The organism is Roseivivax sp. CAU 1761 (assembly GCF_054482755.1).
Window position 1 is genome coordinate 77,071 of record NZ_JBTLRM010000006.1, and the last position, 22,297, is coordinate 99,367.

The following is a 22,297-nucleotide window of genomic DNA, read 5'->3' on the forward strand; positions in this document are numbered from 1 at the left end:
CTCGCCCCCTCCCCCCCCCCCCCCCCCCCCCCCCCCCCCCCCCCCCCCCCCCCCCCCCCGGGGCGCCAGCGGCAACACGGCCAGCGACCCCAGATCCGTGGCGAAGGCGGCCAGCAGCTCGGGCAGGCGCTCGATGCGCTGCACGAAGGTGACGCTGCCGCCCGGCCGGGTGCGCCGCGCCGCCACCCGCACCCAATCGGCCAGCGGCGTCTCCCCGGCAAGCCCCGCCTCGCGCCCCGGATCGCGCGCGGCGCTGCGGGCTTTGGGGTCGAAATAGGGCGGGTTGGCAAGCACATGGTCGAAGCCGCGGGCCCGCAGGCCGGGCGGCAGCGCGGCCAGATCGGCGCAGGCGATCTCGGCCGCCAGCCCGTTCGCGGCGGCGTTGCGGCGGGCGAGATCGGCATAGGCGAGCTGGCGTTCGACCCCGGCGAGGTCCAGACCCGGCACCCGGGCGGCGAGGCACAGCAGCGCCACGCCGCCGCCGCAGCCGAGGTCGAGCACCGCCTGTCCGCCCCGCGCCGGCACGCTGGCGGCCAGCAGCACCGGGTCGATCCCGGCCCGGTAGCCGGTCCGCGGCTGCCAGAGATCGAGGCGCCCGCCGAGAAAGGCGTCGCGGGTCAGATCGGCCTCGGCAAAGCACTGCTCCGGCCGCTCCGCCGGCCGCGGATCGCCGGGCATCAGGACAGCTCGATGCCGTGCTCCCAGAGCACCCTCCGGGCGCGCGGCAGGTCGGCGCTGCGCACCATCAGGCGGCGCGGCAGAATCCCGATCGAGCCCTCGAGAACGCTCATGTTTACGTCCAGTTCGAAGCTGTCTATACCCTCGCCGTCGAGCAGGCTGCGCGCGCGCGGGATCACGGTGATGTCGGTGGTGCGCAAGAGCTCTTCCATGCCTCCGGTCTAGCCATCGGACCGGGATCTGTCGAGACTGCCGGGGGAGCACGCAGATATGAGCCTCGATCATCCGACCATGAAGCCGCACGACCGTCTCGCCGCCGCGCTGTCCGACGACATGGCGGCCGTCAACGCGCTGATCCGCGAGCGCATGGCCTCCGAACACGCCCCCCGCATCCCCGAGGTCACCGCGCATCTGGTCGAGGCCGGCGGCAAGCGCCTGCGCCCGATGCTGACCCTCGCGGCGGCGCGGATGCTGGGCTATGGCGGCCCCCACCACATCCACCTCGCCGCCACGGTGGAGTTCATCCACACCGCGACGCTGCTGCACGACGACGTCGTCGACGAGAGCCGCCAGCGCCGCGGCCGGCCCACCGCCAACCTGCTCTGGGACAACAAGTCGAGCGTGCTGGTCGGCGATTACCTCTTCGCCCGCGCCTTCCAGCTGATGGTGGAGCCGGGCTCGCTGCGGGTGCTCGACATCCTCGCCAACGCCTCCGCGACGATCGCCGAGGGCGAGGTCCTGCAGCTCACCGCCGCCTCCAACCTCGCCACCGACGAAGGCGTCTACCTGCAGGTGGTGCGCGGCAAGACCGCGGCGCTGTTCGCCGCCGCCACCGAGGCCGGGGCGGTGATCGCCGGGGCCACGGACGCGCAGGTGGCGGGGCTGCACGATTACGGCGACGCGCTGGGGATCGCCTTCCAGATCGCCGACGACCTGCTCGACTACCAGGGCGATGCGCGCGCCACCGGCAAGAATGTCGGCGACGATTTCCGCGAGCGCAAGCTGACCCTGCCGGTGATCAAGGCGGTGGCCGCCGCCAATGCCGAGGAACGCGCCTTCTGGGTCCGCACCATCGAGAAGGGCCGCCAGGAGGCGGGCGATCTCGACCAGGCGCTGGCGCTGCTCGAGCGGCACGGCGCGCTCGACGCGACCCGCGCCGACGCCCATGCCTGGGCCGACCGCGCCAAGGCGGCGCTCGCGCCGCTGCCCGCGGGCGATCTGCGCGCCATGCTGACCGATCTGGCCGATTACGTGGTGGCGCGGGTCAGCTGATCCGCGGCCCGCGGCCGCGGCCGCCCCGCGGCGTTCAGCCGGCGGGCTCGGGCGCCGGCACCGGGGCGTTCAGCCGGGTCTCGGCGACCCACCATTCGGGATGCGCGCGGCGCAGCGCGTGGCCCGCCGCGCTGGCCGCCTCCAGCGTCGGGTAGAGGCCGAAACAGGTCGCCCCGGAGCCGCTCATCCGCGCCAGCAGGGCGCCGTCCAGCGCCTCCAGCACGGCGTCGATCTGCGGCGCGATGCGCCGCGCCGGCGCCAGCAGGTCGTTGCGCTGCTCGCCCAGCCAGGCCGCGACCTCGCGCACCCCGGTAAAGCGCGGCAGGGTGGCCGGCATCGGCGGGTTGTCGCGGCGCCCGAGCCCGGCAAAGGCCTGCGCCGTGGGCACCGCGACGCGCGGATTGACCAGCAGCGCCGGCAGGTCCGGCAGGTCGGGCACCGGCACCACGCCCTCCCCGGCGCCGGAGATCCGCGCCGCCCGGGGGTCGAGGCACATCGGCACGTCGGCGCCCAGAACCGCCGCCTGCCGCGGCAGCGGCATGCCCCAGAGCTCCGCCAGCGCCCGCAGCGCCGCCGCGGCGTCCGAGGAGCCGCCGCCGATCCCGGCCGCCGCCGGCAGATGCTTTTCCAGTTCGATCGCGGCGCCGCGCACCGGGTCGAGAAGCTCCGCCGCGCGGCAGACGAGGTTCTCGGGGCCCGCCGGCACGCCGTCGGCCATCGGCCCGGTCAGGCGCAGCGACAGCCGCTCGGCCGGCCGCACCCGCAACCGGTCGCCGATATCGGCGAAGACCACCAGCGAATCGAGCAGGTGATAGCCGTCCGCCCGCTGTCCGGTGACGTGCAGCGTGAGATTGACCTTGGCCGGGGCGAAGGCTTCAATCACGCGCGTCGACGGCGACGTCCAGCGGCGGCGCGCCCTCCTCGGCCAGGACCCGGTCGAGCCCGATCTCGATCTTGCGCCGGATACGCTCGGGATCGGCATCTTCCGACACGTTCTCGGTTCCGACAAAGCTCAGCGCCCGGCGCCACATAAATTCCGCCTCGCGGGTCCGGCCCACGGCCCAGTAGACGTCGCCCAGATGGTCGTTGACCACCGGGTCCACCGGCAGCAGCTCGGCCGCGCGCTCCATGTGGCCCACGGCCTCGTCGTAGCGGCCAAGCCGGTAGAGCGCCCAGCCCAGGCTGTCGACGATGTAGCCCGAATCCGGCTCCGCCGCGACCGCGCGCTCGATCATGTCGAGCGCCTCGTCGAGCTTCTGCTGCTGCTCGACCAGAGAATAGCCGAGATAGTTGAGGATCTGCGGCTGTTCCGGGTTGAGCTCGAGCGCCTGGCGGAAATCGGCCTCGGCCTTCGCCCATTCGTCCTGGCGCTCGTGGCTGATGCCGCGGGCGTAGAACAGGAACCACTGCGCCCGGTCGGGCTCCGCGAAGCTGTCGATGGCGGCGCTGTAGGCGGCCACCGCCTCGGGGTAGCGCTCCTCGGTGCGCATCAGGTCGCCCAGCGTCGACATCACGATGGGCAGGTCGCCATGGGTGTCGGCCAGGCTTTCCAGCACCTCGATGGCGGCATCCATCCGGTCGCTCTGGCGCAGCGCCTGGGCGCGGCCCAGCTCGGCGGCGTGATAGGACGGGTCGTCGCGCGGCACCTTGCGATAGGCCTCGACCGCGAGGTCATGCTGGCCGAGATCGCCGAGCAGTTCGGCGGTCAGCAGCAGCGCGTCGGTGTGATCGGGGCGCAGATGCGCCGCGGACCGGGCATAGAGCAGCAGGAAATCGGTGCTCATCTCGTTCTGGAAGGCGCCGGCCAGGGTGTAGAACACCTCCGCCATGCCGTCCTTGGCGCTGCGCGCATGGCTGAACGGCACCCGCGCGCCGTCGGCCAGCTTGGCGCGCAGGTCGCGCAGGCCGGGATCGATGCCGGCGGTGAAGGCCTCGTCGATCAGCGTCACCGCCTCGCCGGCGCGGTCGAGTTGGCTCAGCACCTCGGCCCGGGCCATCACCGCGCGGCGCGAGCGCTGGGTGCTGCCCATGGCGCCCGAGGCAAAGATCGCCTCGGCGCCCTCGTAATCGCCCACCGAGGCCAGGGCGAGCGCCTTGTGATAGCTCGCCAGCGGCGCCACGCCCTGCATCTGCGCCAGCTTGTCGAAGGCCACCAGCGCCGCCGACATGTCGCCGCGGCCGAGTTCGGCCCAGGCGGTGATCAGCCCGTCGATCAGCGAGCCGATGCCCTGGTCGTCGGCGATCTGGCGCAGCGCGGCGTCGTAATTCTCGTTGTCGAGCCGGCGCAGCAGCTCGGCCATCTGGGCGATCTGGCTGCTTTCGCCGGCCTCCCGGATGCGCTCCCCGAGCGTCGCGGCGCGGTCGAACTGGCCCAGCGCCAGATGCGCGAAGACCGCCTGTTCGGCCAGTTCGGCGCGCTCCGGGTCGGCCTCCAGCGCGCGGTCGTAATAGCGCGCCGCATTGGCGAAATCGCCCGCCATGCCGGCCGCGCGAGCGGCCAGATACTCGCCCGCCAGGCCCTGCGCCGCGCCCGCTCCGGGCAGGGCGAGCACCGCCGCCACGACCAGCCCCGCCGTCCAATTCCTCGCCGCGCCTGTCATCCTGCCCGCAACTCCTCGGCTTGCATGGTGTCGGGGCGAGACTATCGCCCGGCGCGCAGGCACGCAACGCAAGGGGCGGGACCCATCGGCCCCGCCCCGCTCACGCTTGTGTCAGATCGCCGGTTCACATGTTGGGATAGTTCGGCCCGTCGCCGCCCTGCGGCGTGGTCCAGACGATGTTCTGCGCCGGGTCCTTGATGTCGCAGGTCTTGCAGTGCACGCAGTTCTGGAAATTGATGACGAAGCGCGGATCGCCGCCGGCTTCGCTCTCCACGAACTCGTAGACCCCGGCCGGGCAGTAGCGCTGCGACGGCCCGCCGAAGCGCTTGTAATCGACCTCGACCTGCACCGCCGGGTCCTTCAGCTTAAGATGCGAGGGCTGGCTTTCCTCGTGGTTGGTCATCGCGAAGGAGACGTTGGTCAGCCGGTCGAAGCTCAGCTTGCCGTCGGGCTTGGGATAGTCGATCGGCTTGAAGCGGCTCGCCTCGCCGGTGGCCTGGGCGTCGGTCTTGCCGTGGCCCAGCGTGCCCATCAGCGAAAAGCCCATGGTGTTGGTCCACATGTCGAGCCCGCCCAGCGTCAGGCTCGCGGTGAGGCCGTATTTCGACCAGAGCGGCTTCACGTTGCGCACCTTCTTGAGGTCGGCGCCGATGGCGCCCTGGCGCACCTCGGTCTCGTAATCGGCCAGCTCGTCGGAGGCCCGGCCGGCCTGCAGAGCGGCATGCGCCGCCTCGGCCGCCGCCTTGCCCGACAGCATGGCGTTGTGGTTGCCCTTGATGCGCGGCACGTTGACCATGCCGACCGAGCAGCCGAGCAGCGCCACGCCGGGCGCCACCATCTTGGGCATCGACTGCCAGCCACCCTCGGAGATCGCTCGGGCGCCATAGGCCACCCGCTTGCCGCCGGCCAGCAGCTCCGCCACCATCGGGTGATGCTTGAAGCGCTGGAACTCCATGTAGGGGTAGAGATACGGGTTCTCGTAGTTCAGGTGCACCACGAAGCCGACATAGACCTGGTTGTTGTCGAGGTGGTAGATGAACGACCCGCCGCCGGCATTCTTGCCCAGCGGCCAGCCCATGGTGTGGGTGACCGTGCCCTCGCGGTGCTTGGCCGGGTCGATCTCCCAGATCTCCTTCATGCCGAGCCCGTATTTCTGCGGCTCGACGTCGCGGTCGAGCTCGAACTGGGCGATCACCTGCTTCGACAGCGAGCCGCGCACGCCCTCGCCGAGGAAGACGTACTTGCCGTGCAGCTCCATGCCCGGCTCGTAGCCCGGCCCCGGCGTGCCGTCGGGGTTGCGGCCGAATTCGCCGGCCACCACGCCCTTCACCTCTCCGGCGGCGCCGTAGACGATCTCGGAACAGGCCATGCCCGGGAAGATCTCGACACCCAGCGCCTCGGCCTGTTCGGCCATCCAGCGGCAGACATTGCCCATCGAGACGATGTAATTGCCGTGGTTGTTCATCAGCGGCGGCATGGCGAAGTTCGGCAGGCGCACCGCGCCGGCCTCGCCCATCAGGTAGAAATTGTCTTCCTTGACCGGCACGGTGAGCGGCGCGCCCTTTTTCTTCCAGTCGGGGATCAGCGCGTCGAGCCCGCAGGGATCGAGCACGGCGCCGGACAGGATGTGGGCGCCGACCTCGGATCCCTTCTCGAGCAGCACCACCGAAAGCTCCGGGTCAAGCTGCTTGAGCCGGATCGCCGCCGACAGCCCGGCCGGGCCGGCGCCGACGATCACCACATCGTATTCCATCGCTTCGCGCGCAGTTTCGGTCATGGTCGCTCCCTCGGTGCGGTTGCCCGCCCCTCCCGTGCAATAAAGTTGCGTCATGGGGTAAACGCTGCGCCGCAGCGGGTCAATTGTGACACGGCGTCCCCGCATGCCCTGCCCGAGGCTCGGCCTATGGCCCCTCTCCGGAGGCGCGCCGCCCCGGCGGTCAGCCCCCGGAATCCGCGCCCAGCGCGCCGCGCGTCGCCGGAAGCGGCCGGTGCCCCTTGAATCCCGTGCTGCGTTCGGGTCAGGTGACCCACTGACACCACGGCCGGCCGCAGCGCCGGCCGCTTCCGAATCGTTGGGCGACCTATGGACAAGATACCGATGACCCGCGCCGGCCATGCCGCGCTCGAATCCGAATTGAAGACGCTGAAGTCCGAGGAGCGGCCGGCGATCATTCGGGCGATCGCCGAGGCCCGCGAGCACGGCGACCTCAGCGAGAACGCGGAATACCATTCGGCGCGCGAGAAGCAGAGCTTCATCGAGGGCCGGATCAAGGAGATCGAGGGCATTCTCGGCCTCGCCGAGGTGATCGATCCCAAGTCCCTGTCGGGCTCCATCAAGTTCGGCGCCACGGTGACCGTGGTGGACGAGGATACCGACGAGGAGAAGACCTGGCAGATCGTCGGCGAGCACGAGGCCAATATCGAGAAGGGCCTGCTGAACGTGAGGTCGCCGATCGCCCGTGCCCTGATCGGCAAGGACGAGGGCGACAGCGTCGAGGTCCGCACCCCGGGCGGCGAGAAATCCTACGAGATTCTCAAGATCGCCTATATCTGACCCTCCACGACTGGCGCGAGGCACCCGCATGGCTGCGTCCGACGAATCCCGCCCCGCCCCCCTGGGGCTGGTCTCCCGCGCCGAAAGCGCCGGGCCCTCGCCGCTCGAGGTCGCGCTGGCCGCCGGGTCCGGGCTGTGGCTGGTGCTGGCCGGCGGCTGGTTGCTGCTGTTCCCCGGCAACGAGGCCGACGAGACCCGCTTCCTGCTGGTTCTGATGGTGGTGTTCCTGCCGGCGGCCCTGTTCGCGGTGGCGGCAACCTCCCTGCGCGCCACCCGGATCATGCGTGCCGAGAGCGCCCGGCTCGAAGCCGCGGTCGACGCGCTCCGCCAGACCTATGTCAGCGAGGCCCAGAAGGGCCGCGGCGATGCCCAGGGCGGCGCGGTGATGCGCCGGCTCGACGAGATCGCCGCCACCCAGCGGCGGCTCGAGGCGGCGCTGGCCGGGCTCGAGGGCGCCGCCGCGCCTGCGCCGCCCCCCGCGGCACCCGCCCCGGCGCCGCGCCGCGCCGCGGCCGAGCCCGGCGAGACGGCGCCGGCGGAGGACGGCGCCGCGGCCGCGGCCGCCGAGCAGCCGGCGCTGGCGCTCGGCACGCCGGCCGGCACCGGCGGCACGCCGCTGTCCAATGCCGACCTGATCCGCGCCCTGAGCTTCCCCGAGACCGCCGAAGACCGCGAGGGCTTCGCGGCGCTGCGCCGGGCGCTGCGCGACCGGCCCTCGGCGCAGCTCGTGCAGGCGGCACAGGACGTGCTGACCCTGCTCAGCGAGGACGGCATCTACATGGACGATCTGCGCCCCGACCGGGCGCGGCCCGAGCTCTGGCGGCGCTTCGCGCAAGGCGTGCGGGGCCGGGAGATCGCCGCCCTTGGCGGGCTGCGCGATGCCGAGAGCCTCGACCGCATCGCCGCCCGGATGAAGCGCGACCCGATCTTCCGCGACGCCGCGCACCATTTCCTGCGGCTCTTCGACCGCGGCGTGGCGCGGTTCGAGCCCGCGGCCAGCGATGCCGAGATCGGCGCGCTCGCCGATACCCGCTCGGCCCGCGCCTTCATGCTGCTGGGCCGGGTCGCCGGCACCTTCGACTGAGGCCGCCCGGGCCTCAGCCCGCCACCGCCAGGAGCGCCGTCCAGCCCGCCGCCTCGGTCGCAAGCTGCACCGCGCCCAGCACGTCGCCGGTCTGGCCGCCGAGGCGGCGCCGCGCCAGCGCGCCCAGGATGAGCGCGACGGCGCCCATGACCGCCAGCACCGGCAGCGCGGCCGGGCCGGCCCACAGCGCCACCGCCAGCGTCGCGGCCCCGCCCGGCCAGAGCGCGCGGGGCGCCACGCCCCCGGCCATCCGCCCCAGCCCGTCGGGCCGCGCCGGCGGCAGCAGGACCAGCGCCGCCAGCATCAGCCAGCGGCTGGCCAGCGCAACGAGCAGCAGGCCGGAAAGCTGCGGCGCGCCGGCCATCCCGGCCACGACCAGCCCCGAGGCGACCAGCAGCGCCAGCACGCCGTAGCTGCCGATGCGGCTGTCGCGCATGATCTCCAGCCGCCGCGCCTGGGTCGCGCCCCCCAGGCCGTCGGCGAAATCGGCCAGCCCGTCGTGGTGCAGCCCGCCGGTCAGCAGCACCGCCGCGCCGAAGCCAAGGAGCGCGGCGCTGGCCGGCGGCACGCCCAGGGCGGCAGCGGCGGCGAGCACCGCCCAGACCGGCAGGCCCACCGCCAGCCCGGTGAGCGGCAGCGCCCAGCCGGCCTCTGCGGCGCCCGGCACGGGTTCGGCCAGGCGCCCCGCCGGCAGCCGGGTCATCAGCATCAGCGCCAGCCGCAGCTCGGCCAGCCGGGCGGCGGGCCGCGGCCGCATCACGCGCCGATTCCCGCCTCGGCGAAGGTCGCCATGCCGTCATGGCAGGCCAGCGCGCCGCGCAGCACGGAAAGCGCCAGCGCCGCGCCGGTGCCCTCGCCCAGCGCCATGCCGAGATCGAGCAGCGCGGTCTTGCCCAAGCGGTCCAGCAGGCGGCGATGGCCGGGCTCGGCGCTCTGATGCCCGACCAGGCAATGGTCGAGCGCGCCGGGCGCGGCGGCGAAGAGCGGCGCCACCGCGGCGGTGCAGATATAGCCGTCGAGGATCACCGGGATGCGCGCCATGCGGGCCGCCAGCACGGCGCCGCACAGCGCCGCCTGCTCGCGCCCGCCGAGCGCCGCCAGCGTGGCCAGCGGATCGGCCCCGCCGTGCCGCGCGAGCCCGGCGGCGATGACCTGCGCCTTGCGCGCCATGCCGGCGCTGTCCGAGCCGGTGCCGCGTCCGACCCAATCGGCCGGGGCGCCGCCGAAGAGCGCGCAGCAGAGCGCCGCCGAGACGGTGGAATTGCCGATCCCCATCTCGCCCAGGATCACCACGTTGGCCTCCGGATCGACCGCCGCGGCGCCCGTCTTGAGCGCCGCCAGGCACTCTCCGGGCGACATCGCCGGGCCGGCGGTGAAATCCGCGGTCGGCCGGTCGAGATCCAGCGGATGCACCTCGAGCCGGGCGCCCGCCACGCCGCAGAGCTGGTTGATCGCCGCCCCGCCGGCGCGGAAATTCTCCACCATCAGCGCGGTCACCGCCTGCGGGAACGGGTTCACGCCCTGGGCGCAGATGCCGTGATTGCCGGCGAAGACCAGCGCCTGGGCCTGCGCGATCCGCGGCCGCGCCCGGCCCTGCCAGCCCGCCATGAAGGCCGCCAGATCCTCGAGCCGCCCGAGCGATCCCGGCGGCTTGGTGAGCTCGCTTTGGCGGGCGCGGGCGGCGGCCTCGGCGGCGGCATCGGGGCCGGGCAGCCGCGCCAGCAGCGCGGCGATCTCGGCGAGGTCCTCGAGCGGGTCGAGCGGCGTCATTGCGGGTCTCCCTCGGGCAGGAACGGATGGGCGGCGGGCTTCAGGCGCAGCGGCTGGCCGGCCACCGCCAGCCAGACCTCGTCGCAGGCGGCGGCGACCTGCTGGTTGACCTCGCCCGCGGCGTCGCGGAAGCGGCGGCCGAGCGGCGTCTCGGGCACGATGCCGGCCCCCACCTCGTTGCTCACCAGCACCACCGGGGCGGCAAGGCCGGGCAGCGCCGCGGCGAGCTCGTCTACCGCGGCGCGCCAATCGGTCTCGGCCAGCATCAGGTTGGAGAGCCACAGCGTCAGGCAATCGACGAGCCGCGGCAGGCCGGCGGCATCGCTGTCGCGCAGCGCCTCGGTGAGCGCCAGGGGCACCGCGCGGGCCTCCCAGGCGGTGCCGCGCCGCGCCCGGTGGGCGGCGATCCGCGCCGCCATCTCGGCGTCGGAGCCGGGCTCCGGCGAGGTCGCGAGATAGAGCGCGCGCCCGGCGAATGCCAGCGTGCGGGCCTCGGCCAGCGCGCTCTTGCCCGAGCGCGCGCCGCCGGTGATCAGGATCGACTTTGCCATCGGCGCGTGACAAAGCAGGTTTCCGGAAAAAGGGGAAGGCGCAATGGCCGGGTGCGGCATGGGCGACAGGAGCGGTGAGCTGATCCTCGTGCGGCACGCGCCGACCGACCCGCCGGGGCGTCTTTGCGGCCGCACCGATGCCGGGGCGCGCATCGACCCGGCGCGGCTGGCGCCGCTGAAGGCCCGGCTGGCGCCGGTGCGGCTCTGGGCCAGCAGCCCGGCGCGGCGCTGCACCGCCACCGCCGCGGCGCTGGGCGCGCCCGCTGCGGCGCGCGATGCGCGGCTCTGGGAACAGGATTTCGGCGCCGAGGACGGCCTGCCCTTCGCCGCCCTGCCCGATCTGGGCCCGCTCTCCGGGGCCGAGCTGGCGGCGCGGGTGCCGCCCGGCGGCGAGAGCTTCGCCGCCGCCTGCGCCCGCATCGCGCCGGCGCTGCGCGACTGGGCGGCCCGCGCCGCCGAGGCCGGCGGCGCCGCGGTGCTCGTGGCTCATGCCGGCACGGTGCGCGCCGCGCTGGCGCTGGCCATCGGCGCGCCCGGCCCGGCGCTGGCCTTCGAGGTGGCGCCGCTCTCGGTCAGCCGGTTCCGCAGCCATGAAGGCGGCCTCTCGGTGATCTCGGTGAACGAGGCCCCGGCATGAGCGCGGCATTGGCGCCCGGCGCGAGCGCCGCGGCGGAGAGCCGCGCCGCGCGGGTGAGCGGGCATTTCGGCGAATGGCTGCAGGGGCGCCTGGGTCCCGGCGGCCCGCTGGCGCTCGTCACCGTTCCCTGCCCGGACCTCGCGGTCACGGTGCGCCGCCATGACGGGGCCTTCGGCCTCGAAACAGAGGGGCCGGCGATCCTGACCGAGGCGCAGGCGCGCGGCCTGCTCGCAGCGCTGGGCCGCCCGGCGGCGGGCCGCTACGCCTTCGCCGCCGACATGCCCCCCGGCGGCGGCGCCGGGGCCTCGACCGCGGCGCTGGTGGCACTGGCCCGCGCCGCCGGGGCCCGCGCAACGCCCGAGGCGCTGGCCGCGGCCTGCCTCGCCGCCGAGGGCGCCAGCGACCCGCTGATGCACGCCGCCCCCGACACCCTGCTCTGGGCGCCGCGCAGCGCCCGCATCCTGGACCGCCTGCCCCGCCCCCCCGCGGCGGAGGTGGTGGGCGGCTTCCGCGGCGCGCCGCAGCGCACCGATCCCGCCGATACCGACTTTCCCGACATCGCCGACCTTGTCGCGGAGTGGCGGGAGGCGGCGGCGCGGGGCGATCTGGCGGCACTGGCGGCGCTGGCCTCGGAAAGCGCGCGCCGCACCAGCCGCCGGCGCGGACCCACCGACGATCCGCTGCCCGGCCTCGCCGCCGCGACCGGGGCGCTGGGCTGGCTCCGGGCCCATACCGGCTCGGCCGGCGGACTGGTCTTCCCCCCCGGCCACGTGCCGCCCGGCGCGGCCGAGGCGCTCCGCGCCGCCGGCTACGCCCGCGTGCTGCGCTTCCGCACCGGGGCGGCATGAGCTTCGCCGGCGCCATGCTGGCGGCGCTGCTGATCGACGCGGCGATCGGCTGGCCGGACCGGGTCTATGCCCGGATCGGCCACCCGGTCACCTGGCTCGGCCGGCTGATCGCGGCGCTCGATGCGCGCCTGAACCGCGAGGGCGACGCCGCCGCGCGCCGCCGTGCCGCCGGCCGCGCCGCCGTGGCGCTCACCCTCGCCGCCGCCATCCTGCCGGCCTGGCTGATCCAGGCCGCGCTGCCCGGCGGCTGGCCCGGCCTCGTCCTGACCGGCGCGCTGGCCTGGCCGCTGGTCGCGGCGCGCGCGCTCGACACCCATGTCGCGGCGGTGGCGCGCCCGCTGGCGCGCGGCGATCTCGCCGCGGCCCGGTGCGCCGTGGCGATGATCGTCGGCCGCGACCCGGCCCGGCTCGACGCCGCCGGGGTCTCCCGCGCGGCGCTCGAAAGCCTGGCCGAGAACGCCTCGGACGGGGTGGTGGCGCCGCTTTTCTGGGGGGCGGTTTTCGGCCTGCCGGGGATCGCCGGCTACAAGGCGGTCAACACGCTCGATTCGATGATCGGCCACCGCAGCGCCCGGCACCTCGATTTCGGCCGCGCCGCCGCCCGGCTCGACGATCTCGCGAACTGGCTGCCGGCGCGGCTCACCGGACTGGCGCTTGTGCTGGTGGCGCCGGCGCCGCGGCGCGCCTGGCGGGTGATGCGGCGCGATGCCCGCGCCCATCGCTCGCCCAATGCCGGCTGGCCCGAGGCGGCGATGGCCGGGGCGCTGGGCTGCCGCCTCTCCGGGCCGCGCATCTATCCCGAGGGCGTGGCCCGCGAGCCCTGGCTCCATCCCGAGGGCCGCGATCCCGGGCCCGCCGAGCTCAACTCCGGGCTGGTACTCTACCGCCGCGCGCTGCTGGCGCTGGGCCTGGCGCTGGCGGCGCTCGCCCTGGCCTGACTCCCGGGCCCACGGCGCCGCCGGGGCTTGCCCCGGCGCCCGGGAAGTGCTTCCTCCGCCGCGAAGGAGGCGGCAGATGCGCGATCACGGCGGCAATCTCGACGCGGCGATGGCCGCCCATGGCGGCGCCCGGGCCGACTGGCTCGACCTGTCCACCGGCATCAACCCAGAGCCCTACCCGCTGCCGCCGCTGCCGCCCGAGGCCTGGACCGCGCTGCCGACGCGCAGCGAGATGGCGGCGCTGGCCGAGGCCGCGCGGCTTGCCTATGCCACGCCGCTCGCGGCGGTGCCGATGGCGGGCGCGCAGGCGGCGATCCAGCTGCTGCCGCGAATCGCCCCGGACGGGCCGGTGCGCATCCTCGCGCCGACCTACAACGAACACGCCGCATCCTTCCGCGCCGCCGGGCGCGCGGTGGAGGAGGTGGCCCGGCCGGAGGCGCTTGCCGGCGCGGGCGTCGCGGTGATCGTCAACCCGAACAACCCCGACGGCCGCCGCAGCACGCCACTGGCGCTCTCCGCCCTGGCCCGCGAGGTCGGGCTCCTGGTGGTCGACGAAAGCTTCGCCGACCCCGAACCCGACCTGTCGCTGGCCCCCGCGCCGCCGCCCAACGCGCTGATCCTGCGCTCCTTCGGGAAGTTCTACGGCCTGGCCGGGCTGCGCCTGGGCTTCGCGCTGGCGGCACCCGACCTCGCCCGGCGCCTGGCCGAGGCCGCCGGGCCCTGGCCGGTCTGCGGCGCGGCGATCGTGGCCGGGCGCGCGGCGCTCGGCGATGCCGCCTGGCAGGCCGCCACCCGCGCCCGGCTGGCGCGCGACGCGGCGCGGCTCGACGCGCTGGCCGGGGCCGCGGGCTGGGCCCCGGTCGGCGGCACGCCGCTCTTTCGCAGCTATGCGGTGCCGGGCGGCGCCGCCGCGGCGCAGGCGGCGCTGGCCCGGGCGCGCATCTGGACCCGCGCCTTTCCCTACCGCGCCGAGTGGCTGCGCCTTGGCCTGCCGCCCGGCCATGGCTGGGACCGGCTGGCCCGGGCCGTGGCGGGCTTGCGCGCCTAGCGGCGCTTGCGGCGCCCGCCGGCGCTGCGCTTGTGGAAGTCCGGCGGCCGCTTCGCCACCCAGGCCAGGAAGCGCGCCATCCGCGGATGCGCCCGCAAAGCGGCGATGCTGGCGAAGTCGCGGGCCAGTTCGGCCTCGGTGAAGGTGGTGTGGATCTCGTTGTGGCAGATCTGGTGCAGCAGGACCACCGGCCCCGCCTTGCCGCCCTTCAGCTTCGGCACCAAGTGATGCCAGCTCTGCTTCGCCCCCGGCGGGATCGGCCGGCCGCAGAGCGGGCAGACCGGCATCTCGTCCTCCGCCATCCGCGCCACCCCTTGCCTTGCCGCCCCTTGCCTTGCCGCCCGGTCCGGGCCAGACCGGCGCGATGACCGGACCCGATTCCCCCGCGCCCGGGGCCGAGCCCTGCGACGCCCTGGTGATCGGCGGCGGCCCGGCCGGGCTGATGGCCGCCGAGACGCTGAGCGCCGCCGGACGGCAGGTAGTGCTGGCCGAGCACAAGCCCAGCCTCGCCCGCAAGTTCCTGATGGCCGGCAAGTCGGGGCTGAACCTGACCAAGGACGAGGATGTCGCGACCTGCCTCGCCGCCTATGGCGACGCCGCGCCCTGGCTCGCGCCGATGATCCGCGCCCTGCCGCCCGCGGCCGTCACCGCCTGGGCCGAGGCGCTGGGCCAGCCGGTCTTCACCGGCTCCTCGGGGCGGGTCTTTCCGCGCGCCATGAAGGCCTCGCCGCTGCTGCGCGCCTGGCTGGCACGGCTGGGCGCGGCCGGCATGCAGGTGCGGACGCGCTGGCGCTGGACCGGCTGGGAGGGCGCGGCCTGCCGCTTCGAGACCCCGGAGGGCGCGGCGCATCTCGCGCCCCGGGTCACCGTGCTGGCGCTCGGCGGGGCGAGCTGGGCGCGGCTCGGCTCGGACGGCGCCTGGGCGGCGACGCTGGCGGCGGAGGGGCTGGACCTGGCGCCCTTCGCCGCTGCCAATGCCGGGCTCGTCTGCGCCTGGTCGGGGCATATGGCGCCGCATTTCGGCGCCCCGATCAAGAACGCGGTCTTCCGCGCCGGCGAGCTGGAGACTCGCGGCGAGGCGGTGATCGCGGAAGGCGGGCTGGAGGGCGGCGGGCTCTACCCGCTGGGCCCGGCCCTGCGCCGCGGCGCCGGGCTCGAGATCGACCTGCTGCCGGACCGCAGCGCCGCAGTGATCGCCCGCAGGCTGGCGGCCGGGCGCGGCGGCGACAGCGCCGGCAACCGGCTGCGCAAAGGGCTGGGGCTCGATGCGGCGGCGCGGGCGCTGGTCCTGGAATGCGCCCGCCCGCTGCCCGCCGACCCCGCGGGCCTCGCGGCGCTGGTGAAGGCGCTGCCGGTGCCGCATGGCGGGCTGCGCCCGCTCGACGAGGCGATCTCCACCGCCGGCGGGCTGCGGCGGGCGGCGCTCGGCCCCGATCTGCAGCTCCGCGCCCGGCCCGGCACCTTCGCGGCCGGCGAAATGCTCGACTGGGAGGCGCCGACCGGCGGCTACCTGCTGACCGCCTGCCTCGCCACCGGGCTCTGGGCCGGGCGCCACGCCGCCGATCTGAACCGCCCGTGACGCCCCGCGCCCGCCGGAGCCCGGGGGCCGCAGGCGCCCGGGCGACAGGACCTGCCGCGCGGGCCGCAAGGCCCGCGCGTCCGCCGGATCAGTCCCGCGCCGCGGCGCGCTGGTAGGCCGGGCGGGCGCGCAGCTCCCTTGCATAGGCGCGGAACGCCTCGGGCGCCGCGTCGAAGCGGGCGATCTTGGCCCAGCCGCCGCAATGGACCAGCAGGATGTCGGGCAGGGTCATGGTCTCGCCCATCAGGAAGGGGCCCTCGATCTCGGCGCTGATGCGCGCCAGGTTGCGGGCGAATTCCGCCTTCAGCGCCGGCTTGATCGCCGCCACCCGCTCGGCCTCGGGCAGGATGAAGCTGTGCCGCGCCGCGGTCCACAGAACCGCGTCGAGCTCGTCGAGGATGCGGAAGGTCCAGGCATCCTGGCGCGCCCGCGCGGGGCTGCCCGCAGGATGGGTGAGGCCGCCGTGCCGGTCGGCCAGGTAATGCAGGATGGCGGTCGAATCGCGCACCGCGAGATCGCCGTCGAGCAGCACCGGCACCTTGCCCGTGGGGTTGGCGGCGCGCACCTCGGCACTCCGGGGCGGCGCCGGCTGGTGGCGGAACTCCAGCCCAAGCTCCTCGAGCAGCCAGAGCGGCCGGAAGGCCCGGCTCTTGGCGGTTCCCAGCAAGGTCAGCGTCATCACGTTCTCCCTCTTCGCGCCCCGGCCTAGCGCCGGCCCAGCATTGCCAGCCGAATGAGCGCCCGTTCCACCAGCGCCATGGCCGGCGCCCGCTGCCCGGCCGAGCGCAGCGCCAGGTCGGTCTCGGTGAGGATGCGCAACGCCTGGTCGAGCCGCGCCACGCCCCAGCCCTGGGCCTGGCGCGCCATGCGGTCGCGGCGCGGCCCGAAGACCGGCGGCCGGGCCCGGGCGATGCCCTGCGCGGCGCCGCCGGGATGCGCTGCGGCGGCGTGCAGGATGCGGAAATGGCGCAGCGCGGCAATGGTCAGGGTGACCGCGTTGGTGCCCTGCGCCGCGAGGCGCTGCATCAGCGGCCCGATTTCGGCGCTGCGGCCCTCGGCCACCACGTGCAGCACGTCGTCGAGCGCCGCCTCGGTCGAGGCCGGCGCCAGAAGCGCCACCTCATCGGCGCCGAGCGGCGTGGCATCGCCGATCTTGTAGAGCGCGAGCTTCTCGACGGTCTGGCGGAAATCCCCCGGATCGAGCTGGCGGGCCAGCGCGAAGAGCGCCTCCGAGGCCGCCTTGTCGACCGCCTCGAGCCCGGCCCGGGCAAGGTCGGCCTCGATCTCGGCGCGGCTCGGCGGGTCGTTGTAGATCGCCGCGGCATAGCTCCGGGGATCGGCCTCGAAGCCCTTGCGCAGCTTCGAGGTGGCCTTCAGGCTGCCGGCGGTGACCACGATCACCGCGTCGCCCGGGCGCCATTCCGCGAGCGCCGCCAGCACCGGCTCGGCGACGCTGTCATTGGCGTCCTCGACGAAGGCCACGCGCGGCCCCGGGAAGAAGCCCTGCGCCTTGACCGCGTCGCTGAGCGCCGCGCGGTCGCGGCGCAGCTCGGCGGCCGGCAGGCGGGTCAGCCGCATCTCGGCCTCGCCCTCGGGGCCGATCAGCGCCGCCACCGCCTCCTGGCGACGCAGCGCCACCCGCATCGCGTCCTCGCCGAAGATCAGCAGACCGGCCCTGTCGGGATCGGGCTTGCGGAAATAGGCCGGCGCGTCGCGGGGCGAAAGCTTCATGGCAGGTCGGCGGCCGCCACCACGAGGTGATCGACGATGCGGTCGGCGAGGATGGTCATCAGCCGCTCCAGCGCGTCGCGCTCGGCCGCCAGCGTGGCGACGCTCGACCCGGTGGCGGAATAGCCGGTGAAGCTCTCGACCCGGTCGGAGAGAAGCTCCGCCCCGCTCGCCGCGTCGATCAGCCGGTAGCTGACCGAGCCGATGCGGCGGAACCGCGTGGTGGTGCCGGTCGAGGTGGTGCCGAGATCGCTCTGGCCGAGATCGATCTCGTAGGCCAGCCGGTAGGCCGGCGCGGTGGCGCGGCCCAGCCGCTCCTCGAGCCGGCGCACCAGCAGGTAGCCGGGGCGGCCCTCGGGCTGGTCCGGCGCGACCCGGCCGAGCAGCGCCCCGGCGCCGCCGCCGGGGCCGTAGGCCGGCGCGAAGCCGCAGCCCGCGAGCCCGGCGGCCAGCGCCGCGCCGGCCAGCGCGGCCAGCGCCCGGCGGCGGTCACATGACGACATTGACGATCCGTCCGGGCACCACGATCACCTTCTTCGGCGCGGCGCCGTCCAGCGCCTTGAGCACAGCGTGATGCCCCAGCGCGAGCTTTTCAACCTCGTCCTTGGGCATCTCCTTCGGCACCACGATCTCGGCCCGGCGCTTGCCGTTGATCTGGATCGGCAGGGTCACCGTGTCATCGACCAGCATGGCCTCGTCGGCGACCGGCCAGGCGGCCTCGGCGACCAGCCCCTCGCCGCCCAGCATGGCCCACATCTCCTCGGCCAGGTGCGGCGTCATCGGCGCCATCAGGATGGCCAGGCTGCGCGCCGCCTGGCGCTTCGCCGCGCCGCCGGCCTGGGCCTTCGACAGCGCGTTGGTGAAGGCGTAGAGCCGGGCGATGGCGGCGTTGAAGCCGAAGCTGTCGATGCCGGTCGTGACCTCGTGGATGGCGCGGTGCATCTCGCGCAGCAGATCGGCGTCGCCGTCCTGCGCCCCGGCCTCCGAGGCGGCGGCCTCGGCGGCGATGCGCCAGACCCGGGCGAGGTGCTTGTGCGCCGCCTCGGCGCCCGAGGCGGTCCATTCCACGTCGCGCTCCGGCGGGCTGTCCGACAGCACGAACCAGCGCGCCGTGTCGGCGCCGTATTGCTCGATGATCGCCACCGGGTCGACGACGTTCTTCTTCGACTTCGACATCTTGGCCGAGGGCACGATCTCGGCCTCGCGGCCGTCTTGCAGGAAGGCGCGGCCGTCGCGCAGCTCGACCTCCTCGGGGAAGTGGTAGACCGGGCGGCCGTCGCCGTCGCGGGTCTGGTAGATCGCGTGCGTCACCATGCCTTGGGTGAACAGCGCGTCGAAGGGCTCGCGCGCGCTTGCGGGCAGGTGCCCGGTCTCGTGCATCGCCCGCGCGAAGAACCGGGCATAGAGCAGGTGCAGGATGGCGTGCTCGATGCCGCCGATATACTGGTCCACATTCATCCAGTACTCGGCCTCGGCCGGGTCGGTGGGCGTGCCGACGCGCGGCGCGGTGAAGCGCGCGAAATACCACGACGAATCGACGAAGGTGTCCATCGTGTCGGTCTCGCGCCGCGCCGGGGCGCCGCAGGACGGGCAGGAGACGTCGCGCCAGGTCGGGTGCCGGTCGAGCGGGTTGCCGGGCTGATCGAAGGAGACGTCGTCGGGCAGCGTGACCGGCAGGTTCTCCTTCTTCTCCGGCACCACGCCGCAGGCCTCGCAATGCACCACCGGGATCGGGCAGCCCCAGTAGCGCTGCCGCGACAGGCCCCAGTCGCGCAGGCGGTACTTGGTCACGCCCTGGCCGATGCCGTTCTCCTCGCAGAAGGCGATCGCCGCCTCGACCGCGGTCTCGCCCGACATCGCCTCCTCGCCGGCGAAGCCGCGGATGTAGCGCACGATGGCGGGCTTCGAGGGCACGTAGGCCGGGCCGCCCTCCTCGGGCGGGATGAAGGTGCCCTCCTCGCCCATCGCCGGGCCGAAGACCGAGCGTACCGGCAGCTCGTATTTCCGGGCGAAATCGAGGTCGCGCTGGTCATGCGCCGGGCAGCCGAAGATCGCCCCGGTGCCGTAATCCATCAGGATGAAGTTGGCGATGTAGACCGGCAGCCCCCAGCTCGTGTCGAACGGGTGGCGGACCCGGAGACCGGTGTCGAGCCCGCGCTTCTCGGCCTTCTCGAGCTCCTCTTCCGAGGTGCCCATGCGGCGGCATTCGGCGCAGAACTCGGCCACCTCGGCGCTGTCCTTCTCGAGATGCCGGGCCAGCGGGTGGTCGGGCGAGATGCCGACGAAGCTCGCGCCCATCAGCGTGTCGGGACGGGTGGTGTAGACCTCGACACAGTCGAAGCCCTCGGGCGCGTCGATGGTCGAGAAGGCAAATTGCAGCCCGCGCGAGCGGCCGATCCAGTTGGCCTGCATCAGCTTGACCTTGGCCGGCCAGTCGTCGAGGCCATCGAGCGCGTCCAGCAGATCGGCGGAATAGTCCGAGATGCGGAAGAACCACTGCGTCAGCTCGCGCCGCTCGACCAGCGCGCCGGAGCGCCAGCCGCGGCCGTTCTCGACCTGCTCGTTGGCCAGCACGGTCATGTCGACCGGGTCCCAGTTCACCACCGCGTTCTTGCGGTAGACCAGGCCCTTTTCGAGGAAGTCGAGAAACAGCGCCTGCTGCTGGCCGTAATATTCCGGATCGCAGGTCGCGAACATCCGCTCCCAGTCGAGCGAGAAGCCCAGCGGCTTCATCTGCGCGACCATGGTGTCGATGTTGTCGTAGGTCCAGGTCTTGGGGTGCCCGCCCGAGGCCATGGCGGCGTTCTCGGCCGGCATGCCGAAGGCGTCAAATCCCATCGGGTGCAGCACGTTGTGCCCGGTGGCGCGCTTGTAGCGGGCCACCACGTCGCCCATCGTGTAGTTGCGCACATGGCCGATATGGATGCGCCCCGACGGATAGGGGAACATCTCGAGCACGTAGTATTTCGGCCGGTCCTGGTCCCGGGTGGCGCGGAAGGTCCCGGCCTTTTCCCAGGCGTTCTGCCATTTCGGCTCGATCTCGGCGGGCGCGTAGCGGGACATCGTCCGTTCCTCTGGTCGTCTCGGGGCTGGGGCGCGTGATAGGCCGCGCCGGGCGCGGCGTCCAGTCGCCAGCCCGCCGGCGCCGCGGCGCGCCCGCCGGGTTTGCCGTTCCCAGACGCGATTCCCTGTGCGACAACCGTCTGACGGGCGACGGCAGCGGGCGAAACCGGCATGAACATCCTGGTGATCCATCAGAACTTTCCCGGCCAGTACAAGCACCTCGCGCCGGCGCTGGCGGCGGCCGGGCACCGGGTTCTGGCCCTGACGCCGCGGGTCAAGGAGGCCGGGCGCTGGAACGGCGTGGCGATCGCGCCCTACGTCATCAACGGCCGCTCGACCCCCAACCTGCACCCCTGGCTGGTGGATTTCGAGACCAAGCTGCTGCGCGGCACGGCCTGCTGGCAGGCCGCGACCGAGCTGCGCGACAAGGGGTTCTCGCCCGACGTCATCCTGGCCCATCACGGCTGGGGCGAAAGCCTGTTTCTCAAGGATGTCTGGCCCGAGGCGCGCATGGGTCTCTATTGCGAACTCTATCACCTCGCGGCGCCGGAATTCACCGCCTTCGACCCGGAATTCCCCAGCCGCCAGAAGGTCACCGACCCGCTGCGGCTGCGCATGAAGAACCTCAACAACCGGCTCCACCAGGAGGTCATGGATGCCGGGATCAGCCCGACGCGGTTCCAGGCCGGCACCTTTCCCGAGGTCTGGCAGGACCGCATCACGGTGCTGCATGACGGCATCGACACCGAGAACGTGCGCCCCGATCCCGCCGCCCGGCTCGATCTCGAGGGCGGCCGCGTGCTGACCCGCGACGACGAGGTCGTGACCTTCATCAACCGCAATCTCGAACCCTATCGCGGCTATCACCGCTTCATGCGCGCCCTGCCCGAGATCCTGGCCCGCCGCCCCGAGGCCCAGATCGTGATGATCGGCGGCGACGAGGTCAGCTACGGCGCCCCGGCTCCCAAGGGCCAGACCTGGAAACAGATCTTCATCGACGAGGTGCGCGACCGCATCGACGAGGCGGACTGGCAGCGCGTGCATTACCTCGGCCGGGTGCCGTATCGCCGCTTCCTGTCGGTGCTGCAGGTCAGCCGGGTCCACGTCTACCTGACCTATCCCTTCGTGCTGTCCTGGTCGCTGCTCGAGGCGATGAGCGCGGAATGCGCCATCCTCGCCTCCGACACCGCGCCGGTGCGCGAGGCGATCGAGCACGACGCCACCGGGTGGCTGGTGGATTTCTTCGACAAGACGGCGCTGGTGGAGCGGCTCTGCGCCCTGCTCGACGATGCCCCGACCCGTGCCCGGCTGGGCGCCGCGGCGCGCGCCCGCGTGGTGGAGCGCTACGACCTGCGCCGGGTGGCGCTGCCGCAGCAGCTCGACTGGGTGGCGGATCTGGCGGCCCGGGCGCCGCGCCCGCCGCTGGTCTGACGGCGCGCCGGGCCGTCGGCCGGACCGGTCAGGTCAGGCCCGGCTCAGAACCGCGCGTCGGCCTGGCGCAGCTGCCGGGCGCGGGTCAGGATGGCATCCTCGACGGCGCGCACGGTGGCGGCGCTGGCCGGGCCCTGCCGCGTCATCACCGCGACGTTGAGGGCGCGCGCATCGAGCGCCGGGTCGGTGACGTAGACGGTGGCGCGGTAGGGCTGGCCGCCGCCCGGCGGCACGCCGTAGCCGGTGGTGATCACCCCGGTGAAGGGATCGACCGATTCCACCGGCAGGAAGCTCAGCGTCTCGAGCGCGGCGTTCCAGATATAGCGGTTCACCGCGCCGATCTCGGAGGCGTCGCCGCGGCGCAGGAAGATGTCCCAGATGGTCGATTCCGGCGCCCCCTGGGCGCCGTAGATCTCCTGGTCGGCGATCTCCCGGGCCGACCGGGTCTCGACCGGCTCCTGGCGCGGCGAACAGGCCGCGAGCGTTGCCGTCATCGCCACCAGACCGAGTGCGGTC

Annotated in this window: 22 protein-coding genes and 1 pseudogene; 9 read left to right on the plus strand and 14 right to left on the minus strand. The window is 74.0% G+C overall.

All coding sequences use genetic code 11. The features are described 5' to 3' along the window. Together ACXYMW_RS05900 and ACXYMW_RS05905 are read right to left on the minus strand one after the other, a co-directional pair. Positions 1-678, minus strand: a pseudogene (locus ACXYMW_RS05900) (tRNA1(Val) (adenine(37)-N6)-methyltransferase); the annotation flags it as partial. After that, positions 678-890, minus strand: a complete 213-nt coding sequence (locus ACXYMW_RS05905) for a putative signal transducing protein (protein ID WP_459034367.1) — start codon at positions 888-890, stop codon at positions 678-680. The pseudogene ACXYMW_RS05900 and the gene ACXYMW_RS05905, both read right to left, overlap by 1 nt. Before the next feature lie 58 nt (positions 891-948). Between ACXYMW_RS05905 and ACXYMW_RS05910 the strand changes: the two genes are divergently transcribed. After that, positions 949-1,950, plus strand: coding sequence for a polyprenyl synthetase family protein (locus ACXYMW_RS05910; RefSeq protein WP_459034368.1), 1,002 nt, complete (start codon positions 949-951; stop codon positions 1,948-1,950). A 34-nt stretch (positions 1,951-1,984) separates the two neighbouring features. Here the strand turns inward: ACXYMW_RS05910 and ACXYMW_RS05915 are convergent, their stop codons facing one another. The 3 genes from ACXYMW_RS05915 to ACXYMW_RS05925 all read right to left on the minus strand — a co-directional run bounded on the left by ACXYMW_RS05915 (position 1,985) and on the right by ACXYMW_RS05925 (position 6,327). Further along, a complete protein-coding gene (locus ACXYMW_RS05915) occupies positions 1,985-2,833 on the minus strand; it encodes a 4-(cytidine 5'-diphospho)-2-C-methyl-D-erythritol kinase (RefSeq protein ID WP_459034369.1) in 849 nt (282 codons plus the stop codon). Further along, positions 2,826-4,550: a tetratricopeptide repeat protein gene (locus tag ACXYMW_RS05920; RefSeq protein ID WP_459034370.1), complete on the minus strand. Its 1,725-nt coding sequence runs from the start codon at positions 4,548-4,550 to the stop codon at positions 2,826-2,828. The genes ACXYMW_RS05915 and ACXYMW_RS05920 overlap by 8 nt, the downstream gene beginning before the upstream one ends. Positions 4,551-4,674: 124 nt before the next feature. Continuing rightward, positions 4,675-6,327, minus strand: a complete 1,653-nt coding sequence (locus ACXYMW_RS05925) for an electron transfer flavoprotein-ubiquinone oxidoreductase (RefSeq protein ID WP_459034371.1) — start codon at positions 6,325-6,327, stop codon at positions 4,675-4,677. A 306-nt stretch (positions 6,328-6,633) separates the two neighbouring features. On the opposite strand from ACXYMW_RS05925, the gene greA reads away from it, so the two are divergent. Then, complete coding sequence (gene greA / locus ACXYMW_RS05930; RefSeq protein WP_459034372.1) at positions 6,634-7,104, plus strand: transcription elongation factor GreA; 471 nt, start codon at positions 6,634-6,636, stop codon at positions 7,102-7,104. A gap of 28 nt (positions 7,105-7,132) precedes the next feature. Beyond that, positions 7,133-8,188: a hypothetical protein gene (locus ACXYMW_RS05935; protein WP_459034373.1), complete on the plus strand. Its 1,056-nt coding sequence runs from the start codon at positions 7,133-7,135 to the stop codon at positions 8,186-8,188. A gap of 13 nt (positions 8,189-8,201) precedes the next feature. On the opposite strand, the gene cobS is transcribed toward ACXYMW_RS05935, so the two are convergent. Genes cobS through cobU form a run of 3 tightly spaced genes read right to left on the minus strand, consistent with a single transcriptional unit; the run spans position 8,202 to position 10,509 of the window. Continuing rightward, positions 8,202-8,945: an adenosylcobinamide-GDP ribazoletransferase gene (gene cobS, locus ACXYMW_RS05940; protein ID WP_459034374.1), complete on the minus strand. Its 744-nt coding sequence runs from the start codon at positions 8,943-8,945 to the stop codon at positions 8,202-8,204. Next, positions 8,945-9,958 carry a nicotinate-nucleotide--dimethylbenzimidazole phosphoribosyltransferase gene (gene cobT, locus ACXYMW_RS05945; protein ID WP_459034375.1) on the minus strand — a complete coding sequence of 338 codons (1,014 nt, stop codon included), beginning with the start codon at positions 9,956-9,958 and terminating at the stop codon, positions 8,945-8,947. The genes cobS and cobT overlap by 1 nt, the downstream gene beginning before the upstream one ends. Beyond that, the gene (gene cobU, locus ACXYMW_RS05950; protein WP_459034376.1) at positions 9,955-10,509 is read right to left on the minus strand and encodes a bifunctional adenosylcobinamide kinase/adenosylcobinamide-phosphate guanylyltransferase; all 555 of its coding nucleotides are present in this window, start codon (positions 10,507-10,509) and stop codon (positions 9,955-9,957) included. Before cobU ends, cobT begins: the two co-directional genes overlap by 4 nt. 58 nt (positions 10,510-10,567) lie before the next feature. On the opposite strand from cobU, the gene ACXYMW_RS05955 reads away from it, so the two are divergent. From ACXYMW_RS05955 to cobD, 4 genes are all read left to right on the plus strand, one after another. Further along, the gene (locus ACXYMW_RS05955; protein ID WP_459034377.1) at positions 10,568-11,146 is read left to right on the plus strand and encodes a histidine phosphatase family protein; all 579 of its coding nucleotides are present in this window, start codon (positions 10,568-10,570) and stop codon (positions 11,144-11,146) included. After that, complete coding sequence (locus ACXYMW_RS05960) at positions 11,143-11,994, plus strand: propanediol utilization protein (protein WP_459034378.1); 852 nt, start codon at positions 11,143-11,145, stop codon at positions 11,992-11,994. Before ACXYMW_RS05955 ends, ACXYMW_RS05960 begins: the two co-directional genes overlap by 4 nt. Further along, positions 11,991-12,932, plus strand: a complete 942-nt coding sequence (cbiB, locus tag ACXYMW_RS05965; protein ID WP_459034379.1) for an adenosylcobinamide-phosphate synthase CbiB — start codon at positions 11,991-11,993, stop codon at positions 12,930-12,932. Before ACXYMW_RS05960 ends, cbiB begins: the two co-directional genes overlap by 4 nt. 76 nt (positions 12,933-13,008) lie before the next feature. Further along, positions 13,009-13,980 (plus strand): threonine-phosphate decarboxylase CobD, encoded by a 972-nt coding sequence (cobD, locus tag ACXYMW_RS05970; RefSeq protein ID WP_459034380.1) that lies wholly within the window; start codon positions 13,009-13,011, stop codon positions 13,978-13,980. Here cobD and ACXYMW_RS05975 read toward each other — a convergent pair. Beyond that, positions 13,977-14,282 carry an HNH endonuclease family protein gene (locus ACXYMW_RS05975; protein ID WP_459034381.1) on the minus strand — a complete coding sequence of 102 codons (306 nt, stop codon included), beginning with the start codon at positions 14,280-14,282 and terminating at the stop codon, positions 13,977-13,979. The two genes, cobD and ACXYMW_RS05975, sit on opposite strands and share 4 nt — an antisense overlap. Positions 14,283-14,344: 62 nt before the next feature. On the opposite strand from ACXYMW_RS05975, the gene ACXYMW_RS05980 reads away from it, so the two are divergent. Further along, complete coding sequence (locus ACXYMW_RS05980; protein ID WP_459034382.1) at positions 14,345-15,559, plus strand: TIGR03862 family flavoprotein; 1,215 nt, start codon at positions 14,345-14,347, stop codon at positions 15,557-15,559. 88 nt (positions 15,560-15,647) lie between these two features. Here ACXYMW_RS05980 and ACXYMW_RS05985 read toward each other — a convergent pair whose 3' ends face one another. The 4 genes from ACXYMW_RS05985 to leuS are packed head-to-tail and all read right to left on the minus strand — an operon-like array spanning position 15,648 to position 20,350. Then, positions 15,648-16,238: a glutathione S-transferase family protein gene (locus ACXYMW_RS05985; RefSeq protein ID WP_459034383.1), complete on the minus strand. Its 591-nt coding sequence runs from the start codon at positions 16,236-16,238 to the stop codon at positions 15,648-15,650. 26 nt (positions 16,239-16,264) lie between these two features. Next, positions 16,265-17,290: a DNA polymerase III subunit delta gene (gene holA / locus ACXYMW_RS05990; protein ID WP_459034384.1), complete on the minus strand. Its 1,026-nt coding sequence runs from the start codon at positions 17,288-17,290 to the stop codon at positions 16,265-16,267. After that, positions 17,287-17,790, minus strand: coding sequence for an LPS assembly lipoprotein LptE (lptE, locus tag ACXYMW_RS05995; RefSeq protein WP_459034385.1), 504 nt, complete (start codon positions 17,788-17,790; stop codon positions 17,287-17,289). The genes holA and lptE overlap by 4 nt, the downstream gene beginning before the upstream one ends. Next, positions 17,777-20,350 carry a leucine--tRNA ligase gene (gene leuS, locus ACXYMW_RS06000; protein ID WP_459034386.1) on the minus strand — a complete coding sequence of 858 codons (2,574 nt, stop codon included), beginning with the start codon at positions 20,348-20,350 and terminating at the stop codon, positions 17,777-17,779. The genes lptE and leuS overlap by 14 nt, the downstream gene beginning before the upstream one ends. 171 nt (positions 20,351-20,521) lie before the next feature. Here leuS and ACXYMW_RS06005 point away from each other — a divergent pair, with 171 nt between their 5' ends. Continuing rightward, a complete protein-coding gene (locus ACXYMW_RS06005; protein WP_459034387.1) occupies positions 20,522-21,781 on the plus strand; it encodes a glycosyltransferase in 1,260 nt (419 codons plus the stop codon). 44 nt (positions 21,782-21,825) lie between these two features. On the opposite strand, the gene ACXYMW_RS06010 is transcribed toward ACXYMW_RS06005, so the two are convergent. Then, positions 21,826-22,275: a DUF3576 domain-containing protein gene (locus ACXYMW_RS06010; RefSeq protein WP_459034443.1), complete on the minus strand. Its 450-nt coding sequence runs from the start codon at positions 22,273-22,275 to the stop codon at positions 21,826-21,828. Positions 22,276-22,297: the final 22 nt, after the last annotated feature.